This window comes from Paenisporosarcina sp. P4_D4 (assembly GCF_056401835.1).
Map to the genome: position 1 here is coordinate 1 of NZ_JBFUIO010000025.1, position 23683 is coordinate 23683.

Consider the following 23683-nt stretch of genomic DNA (forward strand, 5'->3'; position numbering starts at 1 on the left):
GTCCATGGTCCGCGGAAAGTGAGCATATAAAACACCATAAAAAATTTACATAGCCAACAAAATAAAAAACCTGTCAAAAGACAGGTTTTCTCCTTATAACAAACTATATAGCTCGATATTTTCGTTTTTATCTTGGAACCAGCGCATTGCAAAATCATTTTCAAATAAGAACACATATCGATCATAACGATCACGAACGAGCATGCTTCGAGGACTTGACATAGATTCCTGAACTTCAGTTTCGTTCTCAATCCAACGGGCAATTTTATTACCGATAGGTTCCATTCGAACCTCTACGTTGTACTCATTTTTCATTCGGTGTTCAAACACTTCAAATTGAAGCTGACCTACCGCTCCTAAAATGACGTCTTCCGTATGAAGCGTTTTATAATATTGAATGGCACCTTCTTGCACCAATTGCATGATGCCTTTGTGGAAATGCTTTGATTTCATTACGTTTTTGGCTGTAACACGAACAAATAATTCTGGTGTGAATTGTGGAAGTCTCTCATAATTAAATGACTTTTTACCACCAACAATGGTATCCCCAATTTGATAACTGCCGGTATCATGCAAACCGATAATATCTCCTGCAACTGCGTAGTCCACTGTTTCACGATCGTCCGCTAAAAACTGAGTCGATTGAGTCAGTTTAAACGTTTTACCAGTACGGGATAAAGTCACAGTCATACCACGTTCAAATTTACCCGATACGATACGCACAAATGCAATACGGTCACGGTGAGCAGGATTCATATTGGCTTGAATTTTAAAGATAAACCCTGAGAATTCCTCTGTTACTGGATTTATCACTTCTTCAGCATCAGTTTTTCGAGGTTGTGGAGTCGGCGCAAATTGTAAGTAAGTTTCCAAGAATGTTTGGACACCAAAATTCGTTAAGGCACTGCCAAAGAATACAGGTGTCATTTTTCCATTTTTTAATTTCTCAAGGTCAAAGTCATTACCCGCTTCATTTAACAACAAAATATCATCTAAAGCTTGTTTGTAATAAGAAGTTTGTTTCATTGAATGATCGACAGCTAATCCACCATCTTCGTCTAATGGCAAAAAGCGTTCCTTCTCATCGGTACGGAACTGTTCAATACGATTATTGAAACGGTCATAAATCCCTAAAAATTCTTTCCCCATACCAATTGGCCAGTTCATTGCATACGACTCAATTCCCAGCACTTCTTCGAGTTCTTCCATTAGTTCCAGAGGCTCTTTACCTTGGCGATCCAATTTATTGATGAACGTAAAAATAGGAATCCCACGTAAGCGACAAACTTTAAATAATTTTATCGTCTGAGCTTCAATTCCTTTTGCAGCATCAACAATCATCACCGCGCTATCTACCGCCATTAATGTACGGTATGTGTCCTCACTGAAATCTTGGTGACCTGGTGTATCTAGAATATTGATACGGCAATTGTCGTAATCGAATTGCATAACTGAAGAAGTTACAGAAATCCCACGTTGCTTTTCGATTTCCATCCAGTCCGATGTAGCGAACTTACCGGTTTTTTTAGCCTTTACCGTCCCTGCATCACGAATGGCTCCACCAAAAAACAGCAATTTTTCTGTCATTGTTGTTTTACCGGCATCGGGATGGGAAATAATCGCGAATGTTCTTCTTGCTTGTATTTGGTCTTGAACTTGATTAGTCATTATTAGGTATTCTCCTTCTTTTTTTCCTTTATCATCATATGGAGTTTTTCAAAAAATTACAAGTGAACAAAAAGTCGAAAGAACCGATCGGCAAATGTGATCGGTTCTTTGTTACGATTTCCAGCACTAAGCTCCAGCCCGATTTCTCGCTTCAGTGTAAACTTCTGCTATTTCAAGAACGAGAGGGAGAATCCTGGAATTTCAATTTACCAGCAGCCAATGCTATATCTCCATCGCTATGCGGGAACTTAGTACGTCCAATGATTTGATAATCTTCATGTCCTTTACCTGCAAAAATGATAATATCACCTGGCTCAGCAATCTCGATTGCATGCTTTACAGCCGCTTCACGGTTACCAATACACGCATAATTCTTATGCAACATTCCTTTTTCCAGGTCAGTAAGAATTGATTCGTATGGCTCGTCGCGTGGATCGTCCGTCGTTAAAATCACATAATCAGCGACCGAAGCCATCTGAGCCATTGCAGGACGTTTTGATCGATCTCTATTACCACCCGTTCCGACTAAGAAGATGAGACGATTTGTTCGATACGGTAGGACTGATGAAATCGCTTTTTCAATCGCGTCCGGTGTATGAGCATAATCAATAAAGATGGATATGGGCAACTCACTATCCAACTTTTCCATTCGTCCTTTAACTGGCGGAATTTTTTCAAGTTGTTCAATGATTTGTGGAATTGTATATCCTTGTGTATACAAAGCCGTTGTTGAAGCCAATGCATTATATACATTGAACTCGCCAAGAAGATTCATACGTACAGGAAAAATCCCTTCAGGCGTCTTCATCTCAAATTTTGTACAATTTGATTGCAACAGAATATTACGCCCCTGGAAATGTGCATCCGAATGAATCGCATATGACCATACAGGATAACCCGTCATTTCTTTCAATCGGTTAGACCAGGGATCATCTCCATTAACAATTGCATGTTTTGTACGTTGTAAATCTTGACCCAATTGTGAGAACAATAGACCTTTTGCTTGTCCATATTGTTCCATTGTTCCATGGAAATCCAGATGATCGTGCGTTAAATTTGTAAAGATGGCAATATCAAAATCTACACCAGTTAGACGCCCTAGTACCAATCCGTGAGAAGAGACTTCCATAATCATTGTCTGACAGCCTTCGCTTTTCGCACGTTGAATCATTAATTGTGTGCTTAATGCGTCACTCGTCGTATTCGCAGAATCATACAAAACTCCATTTAAATTAAAACCGATTGTACCAGTCAAGGCAGATTTCACAGCAAGTCCTTGAAGCATATTTTGAATGATGCCACTTACACTTGTTTTACCATTTGTACCGGTTACACCAATCATTGTTAAATCTTTGGATGGGTATCCATAAAACTTGGAGGCCAGTAACGCGACCGCTCGCGTTGTATCGTCAACGACTACACAGGCGACTCGGGAATAGTCCAATTCCAGTTGTTTTTCTGAAACAATTATTTTTGCTCCACTTTCAATTGCTTGCATGGCATATTCATGGCCATCTACGGTATATCCCTTAATACAGATAAAAATACTTTCTGGTTGAACACTACGTGAATCAACCGCTATATCAAACACTTCGGCTGGAAGTGATCCGTGAATTTCTTTAACCGGCAAGCAGCTGATTAAGTCAATTGACTGCATTTGCTTTCCTCCTATTCTGTCTCCATTGGAGAGAGCACATATGCTTCTAGCAGTGCTGAAGTGTGTTTCAATGAATCAATATGTGTCCGTTCGTATGCATGTGACGCTTCAATACCTGGTCCGAATAAGGCATGTTTGACGTCGAATCCAGCGCGAATTGCAGCCGAGGCGTCAGAACCATAATACGGGTAAATATCCAGCTTATATTCAATGCCTTGCTGTTTAGCCAATTCAACCAAATGTCGTGTAAGTTCGTAATAGTAGGGACCTGAAGAATCCTTCGCACAAATGGAGACCGTGTATTCATCGGATGTTTGCCCATCACCAATTGCACCCATGTCGACAGCGATATACTCCACTACTTCGTCAGGAATATTCGAATTACCACCATAGCCAATCTCTTCATTGTTCGAAATGTAGAAATGAGTGGTATACGGAAGTTTCAAATCATTTTCTTTAATGGAAGCAATCAATTGTAATAATAAAGCTGTACTAGCCTTATCGTCCAAGTGACGTGATTTTATAAAGCCTGATTCTACTTGCTCAAATCTAGGATCAAATGATACAAAGTCACCCACTTCTATTCCAAGTGCTTTTGTTTCCTCTGCATTCGTCACTTTCTCGTCTATACGTACTTCGATATTTTCAACATTGCGTTCTGCAGAACCGGCATTCTTATAGACATGAACAGTCGTTTGATGCATCAAAATCGTTCCGCGGACTTTTTTACCAGAGGCTGTATGTATGTGACAATATTCGCCTTCTACCGCATTCCAATTAAATCCACCAATCATCGATAGTTTAAGTCGTCCACTACCTTTGATTTCTTTTACCATCGCACCGAGCGTATCTGTATGTGCTGTTAACAATCTATGTTTAGAATTATCTTTTCCCTCAATCGTGGCAATTAATGCCCCTTTGTTTGATCGGTGGTATGATACGTGCATGTTATCTAAAAGCGAAGCCATAAAATTCATGATTTCTTTCGTATATCCCGAAGGACTTGGAATCTCTACAAGTTTTTTAAGTAATTGAACTGTTTCTTTCTCTTTAAACACACTTGACATGATTAACCCCCTGTATGATAAATATCATATCAAAATTCAGCATGTTCGCACACCGCTAAATCATGTATGATATAGGAATAACTACTTATTAACGAGGTGAAAAATGGACAAATCTATGCTCCTGACAAAACGCAATCGATTGTTCATAAATTTATTTGCAGTTGGATTACTTTTACATACATTATCAAGTCTGTTTATCCATTACCAAAATCCAGTTTCCATCCCACTTTTCGCTATCCTATATTGTATCCTGTTATATATTCTTCGGAGAATGAACATAAATAATTATGTGATGCAAACCCTGATACTGGGCGGAATGAATGGATATATTTTATATCTAATTATTGATACACCTTATTACATACATATTTTACTTTTTGTATATCCACTATTCATCGCTTCATTATACCATTCAATCATATCAAGTTTAATTCTTTTACCAATTACTGCACTGGAAGTCATTTATCTTTTCCAAAAAAACTATATAAATTTTGAAAGCACCATTGAATTCGGTAATCTATATGTTGTCCTATTGTTTTTGATTTTAATAAGTTTGACAGCTGTTGTCCATTCACTCTTTATGCGCAACACATGGCATCGAATGGAAGAACAGCAATCGACACTGGAAAGAGCCCTAGATTCCAGGGAAGGCTATTTACATATGTTTTTTGAGAATGCCAAGGATGGCATTGCAGTATTTGATTTAGATGCCCGCATTATTGCACTGAATCCAGCTTTTGAGCTGCTCTATGGCTGGAGTCGAGAGGAATGTATCGGCAACCACATTCCACTTGTACCACCTGAGAATGTGGCAGCAGCAAACGAAAGAATCGAAAAAGTTTTAAAAGGAGAAAGTTTTTACTCTTTCGAAACAAAAGATATGAAAAAAAATGGCACTTTCTTTGATGCGCAATTGACGTTAAGTCCCATTTACAACAAAAGTGGGGATATAGTAGCAATGTCCGTTATTACACGGGATATTTCTTATCGTAAAGAAGCAGAAAAACTGATTGTCCAGACTGAAAAGCTGAAACTGGCAGGAGAAATTGCTGCTGGAGTTGCGCATGAAATCCGTAATCCAATGACTGTGATTTCAGGTTTCATTCAAATGATGAATACAGATGATCAACACCCCTATCAAACTTATACAAAGTTAATAGCTTCAGAACTTGAGCGAATCAACTTAATCATCAGTGAGTTTTTAATTCTCGCAAAACCTCATGTCACAAAGGCAAAAGAATTTCATATTGAAAGAATCATTCAAGATGTCGTGCTTCTATTTAGTCCAGAGCTTAATTTAAGAAGTATATTACTGAAAGAATCTTGGAATGCCCAAAATGCAATTGTTATTGGTGAGCAGAATCAAATTAAACAGGTAATAATCAATATTGTTAAAAATGCAATTGAAGCACTGACCAATGAAGGCTCCCTAGAAATCTCTACAGATTTGGAGACAGATGGATTTGTCAGTATTCATATTCGTGATAATGGTGCTGGTATGACGCCGGAAGTTGTGAATCAAATATTTGAACCCTTCTTCACGACGAAAACCACAGGTACTGGACTTGGAATGATGATTTCCGAAAAAATCATTCAGGAGCATGCCGGGAAAATTACTATTAATAGCCAACTCAATAAAGGCACTACCGTATCAATCTTACTCCCTTATAATAAAGCAGAAAAATCAGCGACTTCCAATTAAAATGAAGGTCGCTGATTTTTTAGTATTAGTATATTTTTTTCTTAGCTTTGTAAAACTGTACTGTTCAAGGAACGAAGGCTAAGAACGCCACCTCGTGTGGCAACGCCTTCGTGACCAACCTCCTGTTGGCCCGAGGAGGCTTGCTAGTTCATCCGCGGAAAGGGAGCTGATTCCCTCTAATCTTAATAAATGTTAACATAACCATCTATTTAAGAAGAGTCTTCACAAGTTTCACTTTGTTTTTATATGGTGGAAATACAATATTCACTGGAAACTTGGTACTCTTTTTCAATATTGATTTGGCATGAGTAAATGCTTCGAAACTATATTTCCCATGATAAGCGTTCAGACCGGATGACCCCACACCGCCAAACGGCAAATGAGCACTCCCTACATGGGTCACTGTATCATTGATACACCCTCCACCGAAAGGCAGTTCATCCAAAAAGTACTGAATGGCATTTTCATTTTCAGAAAATAAATAAGCAGACAATGGTTTTGGTAACTTTCTAATTTGTCTTATTGCACTTTCCAATCGATCATAAGTCATGATTGGTAAAATTGGTCCAAAAATCTCATCTTCCATAGAAGGGCTATTCCACGAAACCCCGTCTAGAATGGTTGGTTCAATATATAAGTCACTTTCATCCATATTTCCACCGGAGACAATGTGGGCACCTTCATGTCTGATTAACTGTTTTAATCGATCGAACTGTTTTTGATTAATAATACGGCCATAATCCGGACTCTTTTGTAGGTCTTTCCCGTAAAAGTCTTTTATTGTTTTCCTTAATAACTCAATAAATTGATCTTTTACTTTGTGATTCACCAGTAAATAATCAGGAGCCACACAAGTTTGTCCGGCATTGACGAATTTACCCCAGACGATACGCTTCGCAGCGACTTCTAAATTTGCGGTATGATCAATGATTGCAGGACTTTTTCCGCCAAGTTCTAACGTCACAGGAGTCAATCTTTCAGCTGCAGCTTTCATGACGATTTTTCCGACTTGAACACTTCCGGTGAAGAAAATTTTATCGAACGGTGCATGAATAAGAATGGATGTCTCATCCCGTTCACCCTCAACCACACGAATATATTCTGGTGGAAATGTTGATTCAATGATTTTCTTGATAACGATGGCCGTATGAGCAGCCGATTCCGAAGGTTTGACGATAGCACAATTCCCTCCAATCATCGCACCAATCAGTGGTTCCATGACCAGTTGAAATGGGTAGTTGAATGGACCAATAATCAAGACAGAGCCATAAGGTTCACGAATAATGAAACTTTTTGCTGGTTGTAAATGAAGAGCCGTTTTAACTGCTTCCGGTTTCATCCATTCCTCTAGATTCTTCAACATATATCCGATACTATCTAATACAAACCCTACTTCTGTGGCATATGCTTCAAATTCACTTTTATGTAAATCATCATAAAGTGCCCGTACGATTTCTTGTTCATGAAGTTGTATAGCCTGCTTCAGTTTAGTTAATTGCTGCTTTCGAAATGCTGCTGATTTTGTGGCGCCTGTATAGTAAAAATCATGTTGAGATTGAATCATATGGTCAACGTCCTGCACTGTGAAATTCATTCTATCACTCCCGTCATCTATCACTTTATTGTAACGTGTAGTGTGATTGCACGCAAAAAAGACACCTTCAAAAAAGGTGTCTACATATGTATTCCACTTACCTAAAAGGAATTTACTTAAGTCAATAATTCATCAATCCAACGCTGCACGATTAACCCTTCTTCAAAGGACACAAGCGAAGCTTCTTTTCCACTTCTCGCATCATGACAAGCATCCCACAAAGATTTGGTTGTTTTATTGATTTCGACTTTTTTCTCCGGCTCATCCTTTTCGCTTCCCCATAGTTCTGACCAATTTCTAATTGTCATCACTTTCTTTGTTCCAAACACTTTGAATTCCAAAAGTTCTTCCTGTCCTACTCCGCTTAAGCCATTGATTAGAATATGAATTCCACTGTGAGTTTGACCGAATGCAGAAGTTCCTGTTTCAGATAAACTTTGATCTTCAGGATATTTTGTATGATGTGCTGAAAATGTAAATTCCCCAAAAAGTCGATACATGATTTGAAGATAATGTGGAAATACTTCTCTTATAAACCCACCTTGAGCACGAGAACCAATCCATGGATTCTGTTGCCATTTTCTTGGCCAATGCGGGAAATATGTTTGAAGTTCAACGCGAAGTATTTCTCCAAGTGTATTGTCTTCAACTTCATTCATTAACGTTTGAATTGCCGGACTATACATAAGAGGAAAATGCATCGCCGTTAAGACATTTGCTTGTTTAGCACTTTCAACCATTAATTTCCCACTTTCCACATCGTGAGCGAGAGGCTTTTCAGATAACACCAAACAGCCTTTTTCAGCTGCTTGTAAAGCAAGTGAGGCATGACTATTAGGAGGTGTACCTATATACACCCAGTGTGGTTTCGTCTCAAATAATTCTTCAATGGAATTTGCTATTGGCAACTCGTATTTACTTTTCATTTCTTGTAATCGTTGTGCATTCTCATCAAACGCACTGACAATTTTGCAATTAGGATTAGCTAAAAGTTGATTGATAATACGTTCTCCTACAATACCAGTACCAATAACCGCAAATGTTGTTTGATTCATATCGCTCACTCCTTCGTATAGTTTTTGCTTCTATTTAAGGTCTTAAGAAGTATTTATCAAAAAAGTTGTTTATATGTGTAACTTTTTAGGGTAAAGAACTAACAAATAATTTAAGACAATCAAAGGAGGAAATAACATGTTAAAAACAGAAACTTGGTGGGAACCTATCTTTTCAGGAAACTTAAGCCTAGGTATCAATAAGGAACGTTTAGCTGAATTAGAAGAAGAATCCTTCATCTACTTCAATGAAATTGAACAAATTGAAACGACGGAACAATAAATTTGAATATAGAATTTCGATTCCAACCTACATAAGACCGCTTCCCCTTCAAGAAGATGACGGAGAAGCTGTCTTTTTTTGTTCGAATAAATAGAACATGCCGTAATATACAAAAGCGCTTACTACAGCTAGTATCGCAATGATGGTAAATGTCCAAAAGAAGCCGAACCAAACTGTTAGTGGAATGGATAATGGGGCAATCATTCGGCCAATTGTGTAACGTAGACTAGCAGCCGCAAAATACTGGCCTCGCATATGTTCTGGTGCCAATTTTGAAATAAAGCTTTGCTGCAAGCCTACAATCATTAACTCACCAAATGTAAAGATTGCCATCGCCAAAAGAAAAATCCAAAATAAATCAAACAGAGAAAAAACAATCATGGCCAATGCATACAAGATGGATGATATGAAGAAAATGTTTTTCTCTTTAAACGACGCAACAAACCGTGTAACAGCAACTGTCAACAAAGCTACAAGTAATCCATTCTCTGAAATAAGTACACTAAAGGCAAGTTCACCTGTAAGCTTTATATCTGTTCCAAACCAAGTTCCCAAAGATTGATTTCCGATTACTTCCTTAATATATACCGGTAGCAGTAAATCCAATTGCATAAACGTTTGTGCACTTAGTATTCCTGCAATAATGAAAAGCAGAAACAATTTGTCGTTCAGAATCACACCGTAATCTTTCACTTGTTTTTGGATGGCATGCATAAATCCACGTGGTGCCCCTTGTGCATCATCATCTGAACGAACTGGTTTCGTCTCTTCAGTAAATTTAATGAGGATCCATGCCAGTAATAAACATACGAGACCTGCGGTTACCATCAATCCGAATCTATAGCTAAAAAAGAAAATCCCTCCAAGAATCGGTCCAATAACAACAGCAATATTTATGGAAGTATAAAAAACGGCAAAGACATCACTACGGTGCTCTTCTGGTACTACATCTGCTACCATAGCCTGACTTGCTGGCCAATAGAGAGAGCCAAACATACTTGCGATAGTGAATGCGATAAATCCTAAGCTAGGTGAATCTAAAATAGGTGAATTTGCAAGTGCAAACAGGAAAAACGCGCCCCCTTGACCAAACGAGGATAAGACCATCATCGTTCTTCGACCAAACTGATCAGCACAATAGCCTCCCGCTAAATTGGCTCCTACTGAAAACACTTGCGATAAGATAAGCAATAAACCGGCAGTAGTTTTACCAAACTCCTCTGCAAAATAAATGGCAAGGAAAGGGAAAAACATCCAAAACGTAATGTTCATAAACGCTTCTCCTATTAACCTTGCTCTCAAACTTCGATCCCAATCTCTAATTCTCATGATGTCTACTCCCCAAGATCATTATCTGATATTTCATAAAATTATTGTATCATTGGGACCCATTAAATAGACATACATAATTCGACTGAATGACAGAATTTACTCAATACTTCTCCATAAATAAAGCGATGCGTAGCTTAAATAAGGAGACCATTCCGGAAAATGCGAAGAAATTTCCGCAGCTTTCGGTTTATCTGCTGTTCCCCAAATTTTTTTCAATGCATTTTGCAAACCGATATCTGCAAGTGGAAATAAATTAGGTCTGCCCAATCCGAAAAGCAAAAAACTTCCCGCTGTCCATGGGCCGATTCCACGATATTTCACTAGAGTCTCAATAATTGTTTCATCATCTTGATAAGAAAGTGATTCGAGATCCAATTCTCCGTTTGCAATCGCTTTTGAAACACCGATTACATATTCTGCTTTTCTCGTACTGAATTGCAATTTCCGCAGATCTTCAACTTGAAGTTCCCCTACTGCAGAAGGATCAGGATACACCCATACTCCTTCCACTTGTTCGCCGAATGTATGAACAAATCGCTCTGTTAATGTATGTGCAAAGGATAAATTCAGCTGCTGGTGAATAATGCTTTTCATTAAGGTCGCATACAACGAAAATTCCCGAATGATGGGTGTCCCCCGGTGTTCTTCAAATAGTAAAGCAAGGTTCGTTTTTGCAAAGTGTTCATGAATAGGTTCTAGGGAACGGTCGAAATGAAAAATTTCTTTGATTTTCTGGATTTCTTTATCGTCTTCAAGTCCTATTATTTTGAATACAGGCTCATCGGTTGTACCAAAGGCTTGAACTTTATAAATTTTGCGCTCTTCAGTTGGCACCATTACATATCGCTTTTCTTTGTTTAAAGAAATTAATGGGTCCATTGATAATCGATCGAGCACACGCTCGAAATTATAAGGGAAATCTAAATGAATAGTTTCTGTCATAGTCGTTTCCTTCCTGTTCGGTTATATTTAGTACATACATTTTGACAGTAAGAATCTAGGGATATAAATGAAAAAATGGTTGTGGCTCCTTCTCGTTCCAGTTCTCTTCGCAGGCTGTGATGTGAGTTCGAATTCTACTGATAAATCAACCAGTGCAAACGATACGATTCCAGTCGAATTGATTGCTGTCATTGATGGAGACACCATTAAAGTAAAGTATAACGGAAAGATAGAAACTGTCAGGTATTTATTAATCGATACTCCCGAAGTAAGACACCAAACACTTGGGAATCAGCCTTTTGGTGACGAAGCGAGTGAACGCAATGAACAGTTACTGAAGAATGTTGCTGTGTCTCTCAAATTTGATGAAGGAGACCGATATGATGATTACGAACGTCTTTTGGCATATGTTTATGCAGATGGACAATCCGTCCAAGAAATATTGCTATCCGAAGGGCTTGCTCGTGTTGCCTATATTTTCCCTCCAAATGATCGTTATGTAGATGCTTACAAAGAAGCCGAAGCAATTGCCCGTAAAAACAATTTGGGAGTATGGGAATATAAAAACTATGTAACCAAAAGAGGATTCGATGAAACAAAAGTTGAAGAAGAAAAACAGAAGTAAATAAACATCCGAGCGAATGCTTAATTAAAGGCAATATCAATCGTGAAAACAAGAAAATTTATCACATACCAACAGGAAAATATTATGAACAAACAAAACCAGAAAAATGGTTTTGTTCAGAGCAGCAAGCATTGGATGCAGGATTTAAAAAATCTGGGGAATAAGTAAAGGAGAAATGAATATGCAAGTACTTGTCTTAAGGTTTGATTACAAACTTTCCACAAAATTAGAGCATGATAGCAAAGACTTACACTTAGCTTCAAGACGGGGCAATGAAACGCAAATGCCTCCACATATTAGCCTGTTTTCTTTTGAAAAGATCAATCCGGCGACATTAAAAGAACAAGTAAACAAATGGATAGAACAACAAAAACAACTAGACATTTCATTTTCTTCATTAGGTTTCTTCAAACAGAATGGTACTTTTTTTGTAGCTTCCGTCGTTACAAAAGAATTGGAGAAGTTTCATCGGGAATTATTTTCATTAATTTCGCATTTACATACGAATGAAATATCTCCCTACCTGCCAGGTAAATGGGTTCCTCATTCATCACTGATTAACAAAGTGCCTCTCACAGCGTGGGGTCCGCTTTTCCAGAGAGCCAGCTTAGCGTTTGAACCACAATCAGGCAAGGCGGTCGCGCTGGAATGCTGGTCGATTGTAAATGGATATGCACAAACTGAATGGACATATTTTTTAAAGTAAATTATTCGCATATTTCTTTATTAGGTCATTGACTATTAGCCTATGAACGATATAATAGAATTTGTCCTAGTAAAAACGATCTTGTAGCTCAGCTGGGAGAGCGCCACCTTGACAGGGTGGAGGTCGCTGGTTCGAGCCCAGTCGGGATCATACGCTTAAAACGCCTGTAAACGTTGCTATATCAATGTTTACAGGCGTTTCTTTTTAGTGAACCATCTTCCCAAAAATAAACGTAAGTGATCGAATAATCATCCAAAGTCCTAGTAAAACTGTAGAAGCTGAAATCTTCTATCAATGGAGATGAAGAAGCCCCTTATATGCTTGTTTCATAAGATCCAGAAGATGAAACTTATAACTTTGTATATGAAGGTGCGATGTTAAAACCCATTCAATAATGTAGCAAAAAAAGAACACCGATTATATATCGATGTTTACAAAAAACGCCTAAAACCTTTATATATCAAGGGTTTTAGGCGTTACAAGAATTTTGGGTTTGCGTTAAAACGGTACATGCGGAGCATACCTGTAAATACAGAAAGCTAACGTCTTTTCTCAGACGTTAGCTTTTTTCTTTTTTCTTATTCAACTAAAGCACCCGTTAGTTGAATTACACAATTAAGAAAATCTCTAAAATGTATCAGTTACTATCGTGATGTTTGAAATTCAAATTTTAAAGGTCTTAAAAATAATTCTTCTAATGTTTCTTTTGCATTTTTGTCCTCGAATAATATCTCATGTAAAGCATTGCATATTGGAAGTTCAACTTCATACTGCATAGATAGTTCTTTTATTGCCTTAACTGTAGAAACACCTTCTGCTAATTTCTCAAACCGTTCTCCTTCAACAAATGCTTGTCCGAATTTTCTGTTATGACTATGTTTTGAAAACAATGTTGCTTCGTAATCTCCGAGATGGCTCAATCCATATATGGTCAGATCATTTCCTCCCATTGCTTTTACTAGCCGGGAAATTTCCCCTGTCCCCCTTGCCATGAGTGAACCCTTTAAACTGCTGTAATTTAATCCATCTAGCATTCCTGCTGCTATACCCATAACATTTTTTGCAGCTGCACCAATTTCATTTCCAATAAGATCTTCTCCATAATAAAACCTAATCAAATCACTGTTAAACTCTCGAGCAAGCTTTTTAGTTATTTCAATATTTTCCGACCCTATTACCATACAATTTGGGATATTATTCACATAATCTTGTACGTGTCCAGGACCAACCCATACGGCCAAATTCACATTCTTACCAACCTCTTCACCAAATACTTTAGAGAGCCTTTTCCCAGTCGCAGCCTCTATACCCTTCATACATAATAMGAATGTCTTCTCATGTATTTCATGTAAAGTTCTTAGTTGTTGTGCAAAAGGACGTAATTCTTGAGCACTTATAGAAATAATTATTATATCAGCAGATGATACTGCTTTTTCTAATGAACTACTGAGTTCTATTTCTTTTGGTAATAAAAGATAATCATTTTTTCTTGTTTCTTTTAAACTACTATAATTTCTGGAGCTTTCTCGCCCCCATAACATTACATTGTGTCCAACCTTATGAACATACCAAGCCAGGAAAGTTCCCCAACGGCCACATCCTAAAACCGAAATTCTCATTATTTTATCTTCCTCATTTATTATTTGTATTTCGAAACAAAAATGTCGATGTATTTTGTTTATCACAACTTCCACACCGATACTATCTTTTCCTTCTTCAACTAACCTGCCCCGTTAGTACAATAAGTTCAACAAAAAAAGCGTTTCCTTCTTGGATCAATGCACGCGTTAGCTTAATAAGCTCACTCTATTTCTCGTTCATATTTAATTCGTTCAAACACTTCTTTGGGCTTTAAATCATAGCCTGTTGCTCTCTTTCCACTCCAATTCCCCCCAACATATAGACCATCTCCTTCAAGACCCGTTAACCATCTGATAAGAAAATCATCTAATGTGATTTCGTGTATTTGAAATTCATTATATTCAGGAACGTTTTTTATAATTTTTTCAGCTCTTGATTTTAACGACCAGAATGGCATTGTTGTTTCACCACTGAGATTCGTAAATGAGGGAAAACCTTGTTCATCTTTTATTGCCCATACTTTTTGATGCTGCAATATCTCCTTTATAAAACCACGATATTGTGCTGATGCTTGGCTCATTAGAACACCTCAATTATATTAATTTTTCTAGAGATTATTCACTTCTTATTGAACTAACCTGCCCCGTTAGTTGAAGAAGAAAAAGGCTTCACTCTTTACTGAAGTAAAGCACCCGTTAGTTGAAGAAGAACTAAAGGTCTCTACTCTTGATTAAAATGCAATAACTTATCTAATGGTATATTTGATTCTTTAAAACCATATTTCGTTAACATCATTAGTTCTATCGCTTTTTCAGGGTTCTCTTGATAAATCTTTATAATTACTTCACAATGTGCCAATGCTAAGTGTTCTGTAAGCATTTGTGCAAATTCACGCAGTATTTCTTTATGTTCATCTTTAACAGCCTCTTCAGAGAAATATGTAGCAGAGACATAGTTTGCACGCTGGTCATCTTCTTCATAAATTAAATCTGGAATTTCAAAATCATCAAATGTGGCAGGGCGAAATTCATCTAAAATGGCTAAAGAATAATGTTGGTCGCCAATTCGAACATCCCACACTTCAAAGTCCCTTAATCTAATTTTACGTTCAAAATAATCAATCATACTTATACGTCCCCTTTCAATTTATTTTAATGCTGATAATCAATCAAAATTACATCTTCTTATTCAACTATTCTCCCCCGTTAGTTCTATAAGAAAAAGGGCTGTTTAAACAGCCCAATGATCTTTAACTAAAGCACCGGTTAATGACGGTCTAGTCTTGAATGAAAGAAGGCATACAGAATGACAAGAACTTTAGTTGAAAGGCAAAGAGTATTCTTGAGGGACTTCGATTTCTTTAAAGTTCATAAATCATTACCTTTCTTATCATGCATCCTCTTATCTATACAACCAACTATTACACAACTAGATTCTACTCCATATAATTTTCGATTTTGTAATTGTATGTATTTTTCATATTCACAGTAAACTTTATCGTCAGAAGTTGCATAGGAAAGAAGAGCTTTCTCTACCGTTGTGAACTAACCCTTAATTACGGACACTTAAATAAAAGGTACCCTGCAATTATGCAGCGATCAGATGACCCCGGTATTGTGCTGGAGTCATCTTTTTTAGATTCCATTGCTTACGTCTTGTATTGTAATGTTCCAAGAAGAATTGACTGGAACAATATTTCTGTTTCATCTAATCTCCAAGTGTTCTGAAAAAAATTACTCTAATGTTAGTCTCAAGAGAGCGAACCTTTCGAGTAAATCATGCTCTAATATGTACTATTCAACATAAAAAACTTGTGAACTCCCAACCTCCAGACAATACAACCTTCCACCATAAGCACAGCCGCCATCAATTCCAATGATATTATTATCCCCAAAGTATACTTCGCTGCTTTCGTGCAAATACTTTGTCGGTGTATGTCCGAATACAACGGTCTTTACTCCCTTGTATCCCTTGTGGAACTCCTCACGAATCCACACTAATGTATGAGGTTCTGACGACTTTATTGGTGTTTCTGGATCAACTCCTGCATGAACAAAGATGTGGGTTTCTGTTTCATAGTAGTATGGAAACTCTTTTAGTATTTCAATATGTGTGCGGATGTCATCATTCATTTGAATAGGCTCAGGCATTTCGTCGGTCGTAAACCAATACTCAGCATCGTCCTTTTCAATGTCATAGTAGTAATTTTGAAGCGTTTTTATTCCGCCATTGTAATACCATCTTTTCAAGTTCATCAGATCACCATGAAAAGCATCTATCATCATCTTTTCATGATTGCCAATTAAAGCAATCGCTCCCTCGCATTTCAGCTGAATGACTTTATCTAAAACAGCTTTTGAATGGGACCCCCGATCTACAAAATCACCTAATAAAAGTAACTGGTCTCTGTCTTTGTCATATTGAACAAGCTCCAAAAGTCTCTCGAACTTTTCTATATCACCATGAATATCACTTATGGCAAGCATTCGTTTCAACTGCCTCACATCCTTATTAACTGTTAGAATAGTTTGTTTTTATTATTCTATCATATTTATAAATGGACTAAAATTTATTCTCATGTGAAGATATTCATGAGTATATAAACATTACATAGAAATTAATTGATACTGTTATATACTGTTTCACTTAAGGAAGATTTTCTTAAAGACCAAATTTTCCTTTTCTATTGTTGGCTCATTAACCAACGAAAAAATTCATCTCTTAATACTCCCTTACATCTTCCAATTTTTATAAGTAGAAAATCTATTCTTTTCATCACCTCGTATGTATTGGGTTTAGAAATTTTCAGGATTGAACTAATCTCTTTTGCTGTTAATACAAGAGGGTATGACTCAATTTCTTCTTTCTTCATTAAATATCACTCTTAACACTTCTTGTTATAAGTCCATTTTCTGTGAGCTGATTAATTCCCTCTTCAAGTTTCCTCTCCCACTCCTCTATTAATGCTAAAGATTCTTTACGTTTCTGTTCTAAGTCGCGTTTATATTCCAATAAAAAACCTCCTAAAGAATTTTCTTCTTTAGGAGGCTTTCTAAACTATCCATTTTCTTTTCCTTCGGTCACTTTTTTGTCCAAAGAAAATAAATTTTCAACAGTACCATTGTCATAGGTCCCAATAACCATAATTTACAAAATAGTAACATAATTATACATTCTCTTAATTTAGTTTCTATAAAAACCATAAATTCCTTTTGTATGATTAAAGTAGAAATACATAAATCGATTAGGAGGATTCATTATGATGACAAAATATCAAAGACGAAAAGCAGTATCGTTCATTTTGACTGTTGCTTGTGCCATTGTTGCTCTTTCTGGTTTCGGACAAAACTCCTTTGCCGATGAAACCGAGTTCCCACGCGGAGAATCGGTTGACGTTAAGGTAATGTCTTATAACATTCATCACGGTGAAGGGACAGATAAGGTTTTGGATTTGGAACGGATTGCTCAGGTTATTGAAAACTCGGAGGCAGATATCATTGGCTTGCAGGAAGTGGACAATCATTGGTCTAGTCGCAGCAACTTCGAAGACCAGGCAAATTGGCTGGCAAAACGGCTTGGCATGTTTTATGTGTATGGAGCAAACCTTGATAATGCACCATTAATCGAAGGGGAACCGCGCAGCCAGTATGGGACAGCGATTTTAAGCAAATATCCAATCTTAGATTCTGAAAACCACAAACTTACGAAAATTGGAAACACGGAGCAGAGAGGCCTGCTAGAGGCGACGATCAATGTTAAAGGAAATCAAGTTCACTTTTATAATACTCACCTAGCGCTGACTTCCGCAGAACGCGAAATCCAGATTCGGGAAGTCAATGAACTTGCTGGGCAAGTTAAAGGACCTAAAATTATCATGGGAGATTTAAACGCAAAACCGAAAAGCCCGGAAATGCAGCTGATGATTTCCAATTTTAGTGATGCTTTTGCTGATCAACCTGCAGCTTACACTTATTCTTCTATAAACCCTACTGTGAGAATCGACTATATTTTCACAACCGATAATATCGAAACAGTCAATGCCGAGGTGATTCAAACTTTAGCTTCTGATCATCTCCCAGTGACCGCTGTTATCAAACTTGAACGAAACGAGCCATTTAATAATGGACAAAAGTAGATGGGTGACAGCTTACTATTTCCGGTAAGAATTTTGGATTTTTGAGCATAGGAAACACTTTATGCACTTAAGAGCTAAACATTCACTATAAGCCAGACAGGAATACTATGAATGAATTCTCTCTTCTCGGATCTGAATTAGAAAACTACCTTGCATTAAAGGCTCCGGCACCTAAGCCGATTTCCCCTGATCCCAGAAGAGAGATACATTATTTTTTTGGTTATGCAGCTAAAGCGTTGTCATAGGTATTGGGATTACGCAGCTTTTTCTTTAAATGAAGTTGCCGACTCATAAGAGACGGAGAGTAAGCAATGGACAATTTACTAGATTGAAGGGTGTGTAGAGGTGAGAAAGTTCGTTTTATGGAATATGATGCTCTTATTCATTATTACGATAACGTTGTGTCCTGTTAACGCATCAGCTCACACAGATAACAGCGAGGGATATTCAAACATCACGCTGGATCGAGACAAGCTGAATGTAGAGCTTTATTTGGACTATTTTGAGCTTGGAAGGTTGATAGATTTCGAGGTTAATCCAGGTTCCTCTAAGGACCAATTGACAAAGGCATTGGAAGATAAACAGGATGCTGTAACGGAATACCTGGACTCCCATTTTCAACTATTCACGGATGGAGCTAAATCAGAAGGAATGATAAAGGCAACAGAGGTTGTAAAAAGAACGAACCGAGATTATGCCAAAATCATGCTTGAGTTCCCCCGCCCTGCCAAAGAGAAATCGATCCAAATTCAGTACAGCGTCTTTTTTGACGATAATGACCCCATGCACAGGAACATCGCAACCTATAACTTGGATAAAGCAAAAGGACAATTTGTTTTTCATGGGGGTGAACGGGAACTGCAAATCGGCAAGGAAACCATCATCGGTCAAATCATTCGGTTTATTCAACTCGGATTCCACCATATTATGATCGGGTATGACCATATCCTGTTTGTGATCGCTCTTTTACTCGGTACGCGCCGATTTTCAGATATTCTCAAAATTATTACTGTGTTTACTTTAGCCCACAGTATTACACTAGGCCTCACTGCCTTAAAGCTAATCAATCTCCCTTCCGAGATTATAGAGCCTCTCATTGCGTTAAGTATTGCATTCGTCGCCCTGGAACATTTCTTCGGATTCTCTACGAAGCTCCGTTTTGCCGTCGTATTTGGCTTTGGACTGATCCATGGGGTGGGATTTGCCGGTGCATTACAGCTGTCAAATGATGTAACCTGGCGTTCGCTTTTGTCCATTTTTTCTTTTAACGTCGGTGTTGAAGTAGGACAAGCACTGATCATCATTCTGCTATTTCCCATTCTTCTTTATATCCGCCGATTCAAATGGTCAACTGTCGTCTACGGATCGGCAACCGCCGGTATTTTTGGTATGGGATTATTCTGGTATTTTGAGCGATTTCTAGCTTAATGCTGAATCTCTTTCCTTTTCTTATAGGGGGTGGTTCAAAAAGAGTAGCTTAAGGGTGTTAAAAATACGAGATTAATAGGAGGAATAAGAATGAAACCTTTAAATGAAAAAGGGAAAACGGTGAAGGAAAAGCTTAAACCGATTACCGTAGCCGTGATGTGTAGTCTTGCTTTGGCGGCTGTCGTCAAACCGGTTGTCGCAGATAATCCTAATGCTACTGTTACGGGAACGGTGTTCGCAGACAAAAATGGAAATGGAGTCCGCGATAACAACGAACAGGGAATTCCAAATGTGTCTGTATCAGATGGTAAGAGCATTTCCGTTACCGATGATTCAGGAAAGTATACACTGACGGCAAACATTGAAAGACGCCAGTCGGATATCGTCTTTGTTACCGTTCCTAGCGGGTATAGCGTCCCAACAGACGAAAACAAAACACCCCAGTTCTATAAGCAACTTGGCAACCTCGAGGCCGGTGAAACACGAGAACAAAACTTCGGACTGCTACTTAAGCCTGAAAGCAATAATCCTAACTTTTCCTTTGCCAACGTGGCCGATGTTCACGTGGAAGCAGGGTCAAATAATAACCGTGAACGATTCACATCACAGCTAGCGCAAATTAACGAATCGACAGGAAACCCTGCCTTTATCGCCGTTAGTGGCGACTTGACCAACCGGGCGACCGATGCAGAATATCAGGATTATACAGCGAGCACAGCTACATCTGCTGTTCCTGTCTACCCAGCTGTCGGAAACCATGACTTTGCCCCAGGTTCTAGCTATCAAACAAGAGTGGACCGTTACCGCAAGTATCTCGGACCTGAGTGGTATTCATTCGATTATGGCAACAGGCATTTTGTTACATTGGAAAATACATTGGGCTTCAATGAAAATGACCAATTGGAATGGTTAAAACAGGATCTCGCCCAAAATGCAAAAGACAAAGAAGTAGTAGTATTCGTCCATAAGCCTTTGAATACACCGGAAACCCCGTCACCTGATAACACGAAGAAGTTTATTGAACTACTTAGCCAGTATCAGACACGACTGGTGATGGTTGGACATACCCATGTTAACGATGTGGCACAAGATACCATTCCAGGTGCTAACCATGTAACGACTGTTTCAAGTGCTTATACGATTGATCAGTCACCGAACGGATTCCGGATGGTTTCTTTCCAGGGCGACCACAAGAATGCAAACTATAAGATGTATGACGTTAAACAAAGCGCATCGATTGTCCATCCAGCGGCCGGAAGCGATGTTCCAAAGGGCAAAGTGGACATATTGGTAAATGCCTATAATACGACAAGCAATGTCTCTAAAGTGGAATACAGAGTAGATGGCGACTCATGGAAAAAACTGAAACAAAGCAGCGGAATGGCCTGGTTTACCCAATGGAATGCTAAAAAAGCATCAAAAGGCAAGCATGCCATAGAAGTTAGGGTAACCGACGATGCAGGAAAGGTTTGGGTTAAAAACAACACGTTCAACATCGTAGACTCTCAGCCTATCTCACCTAAGGGCGGTTCTGACTGGACGATGTTCCATGGCAATGCCCAGCATACCGGAGAGACAAAAGATACACTCGAAGCGGGTATGCGATTAGGTTGGACCTACCGGACACCAGGTACGATTCTTACCTCCTCCCCTGCCATTGCAAATGGAATGGTTTATATCGGGACACGTGATGAAAACGGCACGGACCAAATTGCTATCCATGCGGTTGACCTGGAAACCGGCCTAAAGAAATGGGCAGTAAAAGCAGATGCCCAGGTCCAAGCATCCCCAGCAGTAGCAGACGGAGTCGTTTATGCGAATTCGATTCGCGGCACACTCTATGCGATGAATGCAAAAACCGGGGAAAGGATTTGGGAAAAATCCGTTGGCAAGGATCAAGTACAGAGATCCTGGATGTATTATTCTCCAACAGTAGCCGATGGAGTCCTATACCAGGCATACAGCACAGGCAGCGGTGGTGCAATCATGGCGCTTGATGCCAAAACCGGCGAACAATTATGGAATGCTCCTTTAGCAGGCGGCTGGATCGTTGAATCCACACCTGTAGTACAAGATGGCAAGGTATTTGTTGGTGCAGACGGCGGCTGGCTGATCTCTCTTGACGCTACTACAGGCAAGGAAATCTGGCGCAAAAAACCAGCAGGCGGCTGGATGCACTCCATGCCTTCCATCTCAGATGGCCGTGTGTTTATGGGGTACCAGGGCGGTTTAATCGTCTCACTCGACGCCTCGACAGGCAACGAGCTATGGCGCTATAAGAGCTCCGATAAATCCTACATTCATGGTCAGGCAACTGGTTCCTCCCCTGCTGTAGCGGATGGAGTCGTCTACATGGGATTCCCTGACGGAAACGTTGCTGCAATAGACGCGGGCACAGGTTCTTTAAAATGGAAATATCGTACGGATGGCGGAATCATTTCATCAGCGGCCGTTAGTGGAGAAACCATCTTCATCGGTTCCAACGACGGAAAGCTTTATGCGCTTGACCGAATAACAGGACAGCCATTATGGCATCATGAAATTGGAGCTTGGGTGGCATCTTCCCCTGCGATTTCAGGAAATACGCTTGTTGTTGGTGCTCATGATGGAAACCTTTATGCATACACACCTGGAGGAAAATCTGCCCAAAGATGGCCGCGAGTAACTGGTAAGGTGACGGATGCTGATACCGGAAAACCGGTATCCGGTGCGACCGTTGTAGCGACCGATACCGAGGGGAACCGCCAGACTTCAGTAGCCAATGCTGATGGCCAATACCTAATCGGATTAAAGCCAGGCAAATATACTCTTTCTACAAAACGAAGAGGGTTTCATTCAGACACTTCTCTTACTGTCACGATGGTAGAGGGGAAAAATGAAACGAAGGAACTAAAGCTAAACGCTATCACCGAGCCGATTGCAGGAGAATCTCAGGAAGCTCCAGATTTTCATGCAGGAAGCACCCGCTTGGACGCAACAACAGGCAACCCGTACCATTACATCATCAATAACAAGGTAGAGGCGACCATCTCTACACAAGTGGCTGCCAATAATCAGGCAGGTACTTTCCAGCCAGGATGGCTAGGCGACCTTGCCCTACAGGATGATAATGCCATGGAAACCTTGGATTGGAGCGAGTTAATCCTTTCACCGACTATGAATGATCCACAAGTTCCATGGAACCGTTCTGGAGAATGGCTGTCTCTTCCTAAAATCGAGACCTTAGGAAACGCAATAAAAGCTTCCGGAGAAGCACAAATTGATCCGTCCATCAAGACGTCGGTCACCTACCAATTGCTTCCGGATGCACCGGTGGCCAAGCTAACCTTGGAATTAGAAAATACCGGAACAAAAGATTTCAAAGGATACTTCCAATATTTACTCGATCCAGACAGTTCTGATGACACGGCAATAGTTCCAGGTTTTGCAAACGTTAATCCCGGCTTCAAGACTTCCGGATGGACGGGGAATTATGTGTATGATGGGCCTAAAACCGCTATAAACAGCCCGGCACATGGGATTGCCTGGGTCAAAGACAAACCAACTGGGATCAGTGCCTTCGGTTATATTTTCGGTGCCTCCTTTGATGCAAGTGTAGCAGCAGGCGAAAAACGGACAATCAGCTGGTACCACATCACCGACTATCCTGCCGAAGGAACGAACCCCGCAGCTAATATTGAGCGGTGGGCAACACAGCTGGAAACATTGGATCCAAATGCAGCAGAGTAATCTATACATCCACTTTTACTTGACTGTTTTATAGTTTGATAGAATACTCATTAAATTGACCCTAATGAAAAGGAGTGCCGGAGTTTTCGGCACCCCTTTTTTAAGTGAATGTTGGGCAGTAAATGTTTTATTTGAAAGGGGATGCCCTTGCACATTGGTTGACATACTTCCGGATGAGGAAG

General features: G+C 39.2%; 21 protein-coding genes and 1 tRNA gene. 9 read left to right on the forward strand and 13 right to left on the reverse strand.

The annotated features are described in order from the left end of the window. Positions 1 to 93: 93 nt before the first annotated feature. From AC1DSL_RS08190 to AC1DSL_RS08200, 3 genes are all read right to left on the reverse strand, one after another. On the reverse strand, positions 94 to 1668 hold the full coding sequence (locus AC1DSL_RS08190; protein WP_016427889.1) for a peptide chain release factor 3: 1575 nt from the start codon (positions 1666 to 1668) through the stop codon (positions 94 to 96). Positions 1669 to 1840: 172 nt separating this feature from the next. Continuing rightward, positions 1841 to 3325 carry a UDP-N-acetylmuramoyl-L-alanyl-D-glutamate--2,6-diaminopimelate ligase gene (locus tag AC1DSL_RS08195; protein ID WP_477531835.1) on the reverse strand — a complete coding sequence of 495 codons (1485 nt, stop codon included), beginning with the start codon at positions 3323 to 3325 and terminating at the stop codon, positions 1841 to 1843. 11 nt (positions 3326 to 3336) lie between these two features. Beyond that, positions 3337 to 4392: a M42 family metallopeptidase gene (locus AC1DSL_RS08200; protein WP_477531836.1), complete on the reverse strand. Its 1056-nt coding sequence runs from the start codon at positions 4390 to 4392 to the stop codon at positions 3337 to 3339. Between the two features lie 103 nt (positions 4393 to 4495). Between AC1DSL_RS08200 and AC1DSL_RS08205 the strand changes: the two genes are divergently transcribed. Further along, the gene (locus AC1DSL_RS08205; protein ID WP_342541898.1) at positions 4496 to 6094 is read left to right on the forward strand and encodes an ATP-binding protein; all 1599 of its coding nucleotides are present in this window, start codon (positions 4496 to 4498) and stop codon (positions 6092 to 6094) included. 205 nt (positions 6095 to 6299) lie between these two features. On the opposite strand, the gene AC1DSL_RS08210 is transcribed toward AC1DSL_RS08205, so the two are convergent. Both AC1DSL_RS08210 and AC1DSL_RS08215 read right to left on the reverse strand, forming a co-directional pair. After that, positions 6300 to 7688, reverse strand: a complete 1389-nt coding sequence (locus AC1DSL_RS08210; RefSeq protein ID WP_016427893.1) for an aldehyde dehydrogenase — start codon at positions 7686 to 7688, stop codon at positions 6300 to 6302. Positions 7689 to 7804: 116 nt separating this feature from the next. After that, positions 7805 to 8743, reverse strand: coding sequence for a Gfo/Idh/MocA family protein (locus AC1DSL_RS08215; RefSeq protein WP_477531837.1), 939 nt, complete (start codon positions 8741 to 8743; stop codon positions 7805 to 7807). Between the two features lie 136 nt (positions 8744 to 8879). On the opposite strand from AC1DSL_RS08215, the gene AC1DSL_RS08220 reads away from it, so the two are divergent. Beyond that, entirely contained in the window at positions 8880 to 9023 is a 144-nt protein-coding gene (locus AC1DSL_RS08220; RefSeq protein ID WP_016427895.1) for a hypothetical protein, read from the forward strand. 48 nt (positions 9024 to 9071) lie between these two features. On the opposite strand, the gene AC1DSL_RS08225 is transcribed toward AC1DSL_RS08220, so the two are convergent. Both AC1DSL_RS08225 and AC1DSL_RS08230 read right to left on the reverse strand, forming a co-directional pair. Further along, a complete protein-coding gene (locus tag AC1DSL_RS08225) occupies positions 9072 to 10352 on the reverse strand; it encodes an MDR family MFS transporter (RefSeq protein WP_477531838.1) in 1281 nt (426 codons plus the stop codon). Positions 10353 to 10451: 99 nt separating this feature from the next. Beyond that, positions 10452 to 11297: a DNA-3-methyladenine glycosylase family protein gene (locus AC1DSL_RS08230; RefSeq protein WP_477531839.1), complete on the reverse strand. Its 846-nt coding sequence runs from the start codon at positions 11295 to 11297 to the stop codon at positions 10452 to 10454. A gap of 67 nt (positions 11298 to 11364) precedes the next feature. Here AC1DSL_RS08230 and AC1DSL_RS08235 point away from each other — a divergent pair, with 67 nt between their 5' ends. From AC1DSL_RS08235 to AC1DSL_RS08250, 4 genes are all read left to right on the forward strand, one after another. Beyond that, positions 11365 to 11922: a thermonuclease family protein gene (locus tag AC1DSL_RS08235; RefSeq protein WP_477531840.1), complete on the forward strand. Its 558-nt coding sequence runs from the start codon at positions 11365 to 11367 to the stop codon at positions 11920 to 11922. Between the two features lie 65 nt (positions 11923 to 11987). Continuing rightward, positions 11988 to 12086 carry a sunset domain-containing protein gene (locus tag AC1DSL_RS08240; RefSeq protein WP_477531854.1) on the forward strand — a complete coding sequence of 33 codons (99 nt, stop codon included), beginning with the start codon at positions 11988 to 11990 and terminating at the stop codon, positions 12084 to 12086. 17 nt (positions 12087 to 12103) lie between these two features. After that, positions 12104 to 12628 (forward strand): 2'-5' RNA ligase family protein, encoded by a 525-nt coding sequence (locus AC1DSL_RS08245; RefSeq protein ID WP_477531841.1) that lies wholly within the window; start codon positions 12104 to 12106, stop codon positions 12626 to 12628. Between the two features lie 77 nt (positions 12629 to 12705). Beyond that, positions 12706 to 12778: transfer RNA gene (locus AC1DSL_RS08250), tRNA-Val, on the forward strand. Positions 12779 to 13272: 494 nt separating this feature from the next. Here AC1DSL_RS08250 and AC1DSL_RS08255 read toward each other — a convergent pair. From AC1DSL_RS08255 to AC1DSL_RS08280, 6 genes are all read right to left on the reverse strand, one after another. Further along, positions 13273 to 14247 carry an NAD(P)H-dependent glycerol-3-phosphate dehydrogenase gene (locus AC1DSL_RS08255; protein ID WP_477531842.1) on the reverse strand — a complete coding sequence of 325 codons (975 nt, stop codon included), beginning with the start codon at positions 14245 to 14247 and terminating at the stop codon, positions 13273 to 13275. A gap of 182 nt (positions 14248 to 14429) precedes the next feature. Beyond that, the gene (locus AC1DSL_RS08260) at positions 14430 to 14789 is read right to left on the reverse strand and encodes a DUF2750 domain-containing protein (RefSeq protein ID WP_477531843.1); all 360 of its coding nucleotides are present in this window, start codon (positions 14787 to 14789) and stop codon (positions 14430 to 14432) included. Positions 14790 to 14929: 140 nt separating this feature from the next. Further along, positions 14930 to 15334, reverse strand: coding sequence for a hypothetical protein (locus AC1DSL_RS08265; RefSeq protein ID WP_477531844.1), 405 nt, complete (start codon positions 15332 to 15334; stop codon positions 14930 to 14932). A 668-nt stretch (positions 15335 to 16002) separates the two neighbouring features. Next, complete coding sequence (locus AC1DSL_RS08270) at positions 16003 to 16704, reverse strand: metallophosphoesterase family protein (RefSeq protein ID WP_477531845.1); 702 nt, start codon at positions 16702 to 16704, stop codon at positions 16003 to 16005. 188 nt (positions 16705 to 16892) lie between these two features. Beyond that, on the reverse strand, positions 16893 to 17081 hold the full coding sequence (locus AC1DSL_RS08275) for a MerR family transcriptional regulator (RefSeq protein WP_016427903.1): 189 nt from the start codon (positions 17079 to 17081) through the stop codon (positions 16893 to 16895). Next, on the reverse strand, positions 17081 to 17221 hold the full coding sequence (locus AC1DSL_RS08280) for a hypothetical protein (RefSeq protein WP_477531846.1): 141 nt from the start codon (positions 17219 to 17221) through the stop codon (positions 17081 to 17083). Before AC1DSL_RS08280 ends, AC1DSL_RS08275 begins: the two co-directional genes overlap by 1 nt. A 247-nt stretch (positions 17222 to 17468) precedes the next feature. Here AC1DSL_RS08280 and AC1DSL_RS08285 point away from each other — a divergent pair, with 247 nt between their 5' ends. The 3 genes from AC1DSL_RS08285 to AC1DSL_RS08295 all read left to right on the forward strand — a co-directional run bounded on the left by AC1DSL_RS08285 (position 17469) and on the right by AC1DSL_RS08295 (position 23501). Continuing rightward, positions 17469 to 18344 (forward strand): endonuclease/exonuclease/phosphatase family protein, encoded by an 876-nt coding sequence (locus tag AC1DSL_RS08285; RefSeq protein ID WP_477531847.1) that lies wholly within the window; start codon positions 17469 to 17471, stop codon positions 18342 to 18344. 345 nt (positions 18345 to 18689) lie between these two features. Further along, positions 18690 to 19772, forward strand: coding sequence for a DUF6702 family protein (locus AC1DSL_RS08290; protein WP_477531848.1), 1083 nt, complete (start codon positions 18690 to 18692; stop codon positions 19770 to 19772). Between the two features lie 90 nt (positions 19773 to 19862). Further along, positions 19863 to 23501, forward strand: a complete 3639-nt coding sequence (locus AC1DSL_RS08295; protein WP_477531849.1) for an outer membrane protein assembly factor BamB family protein — start codon at positions 19863 to 19865, stop codon at positions 23499 to 23501. The last annotated feature ends 182 nt before the right edge of the window (positions 23502 to 23683 follow it).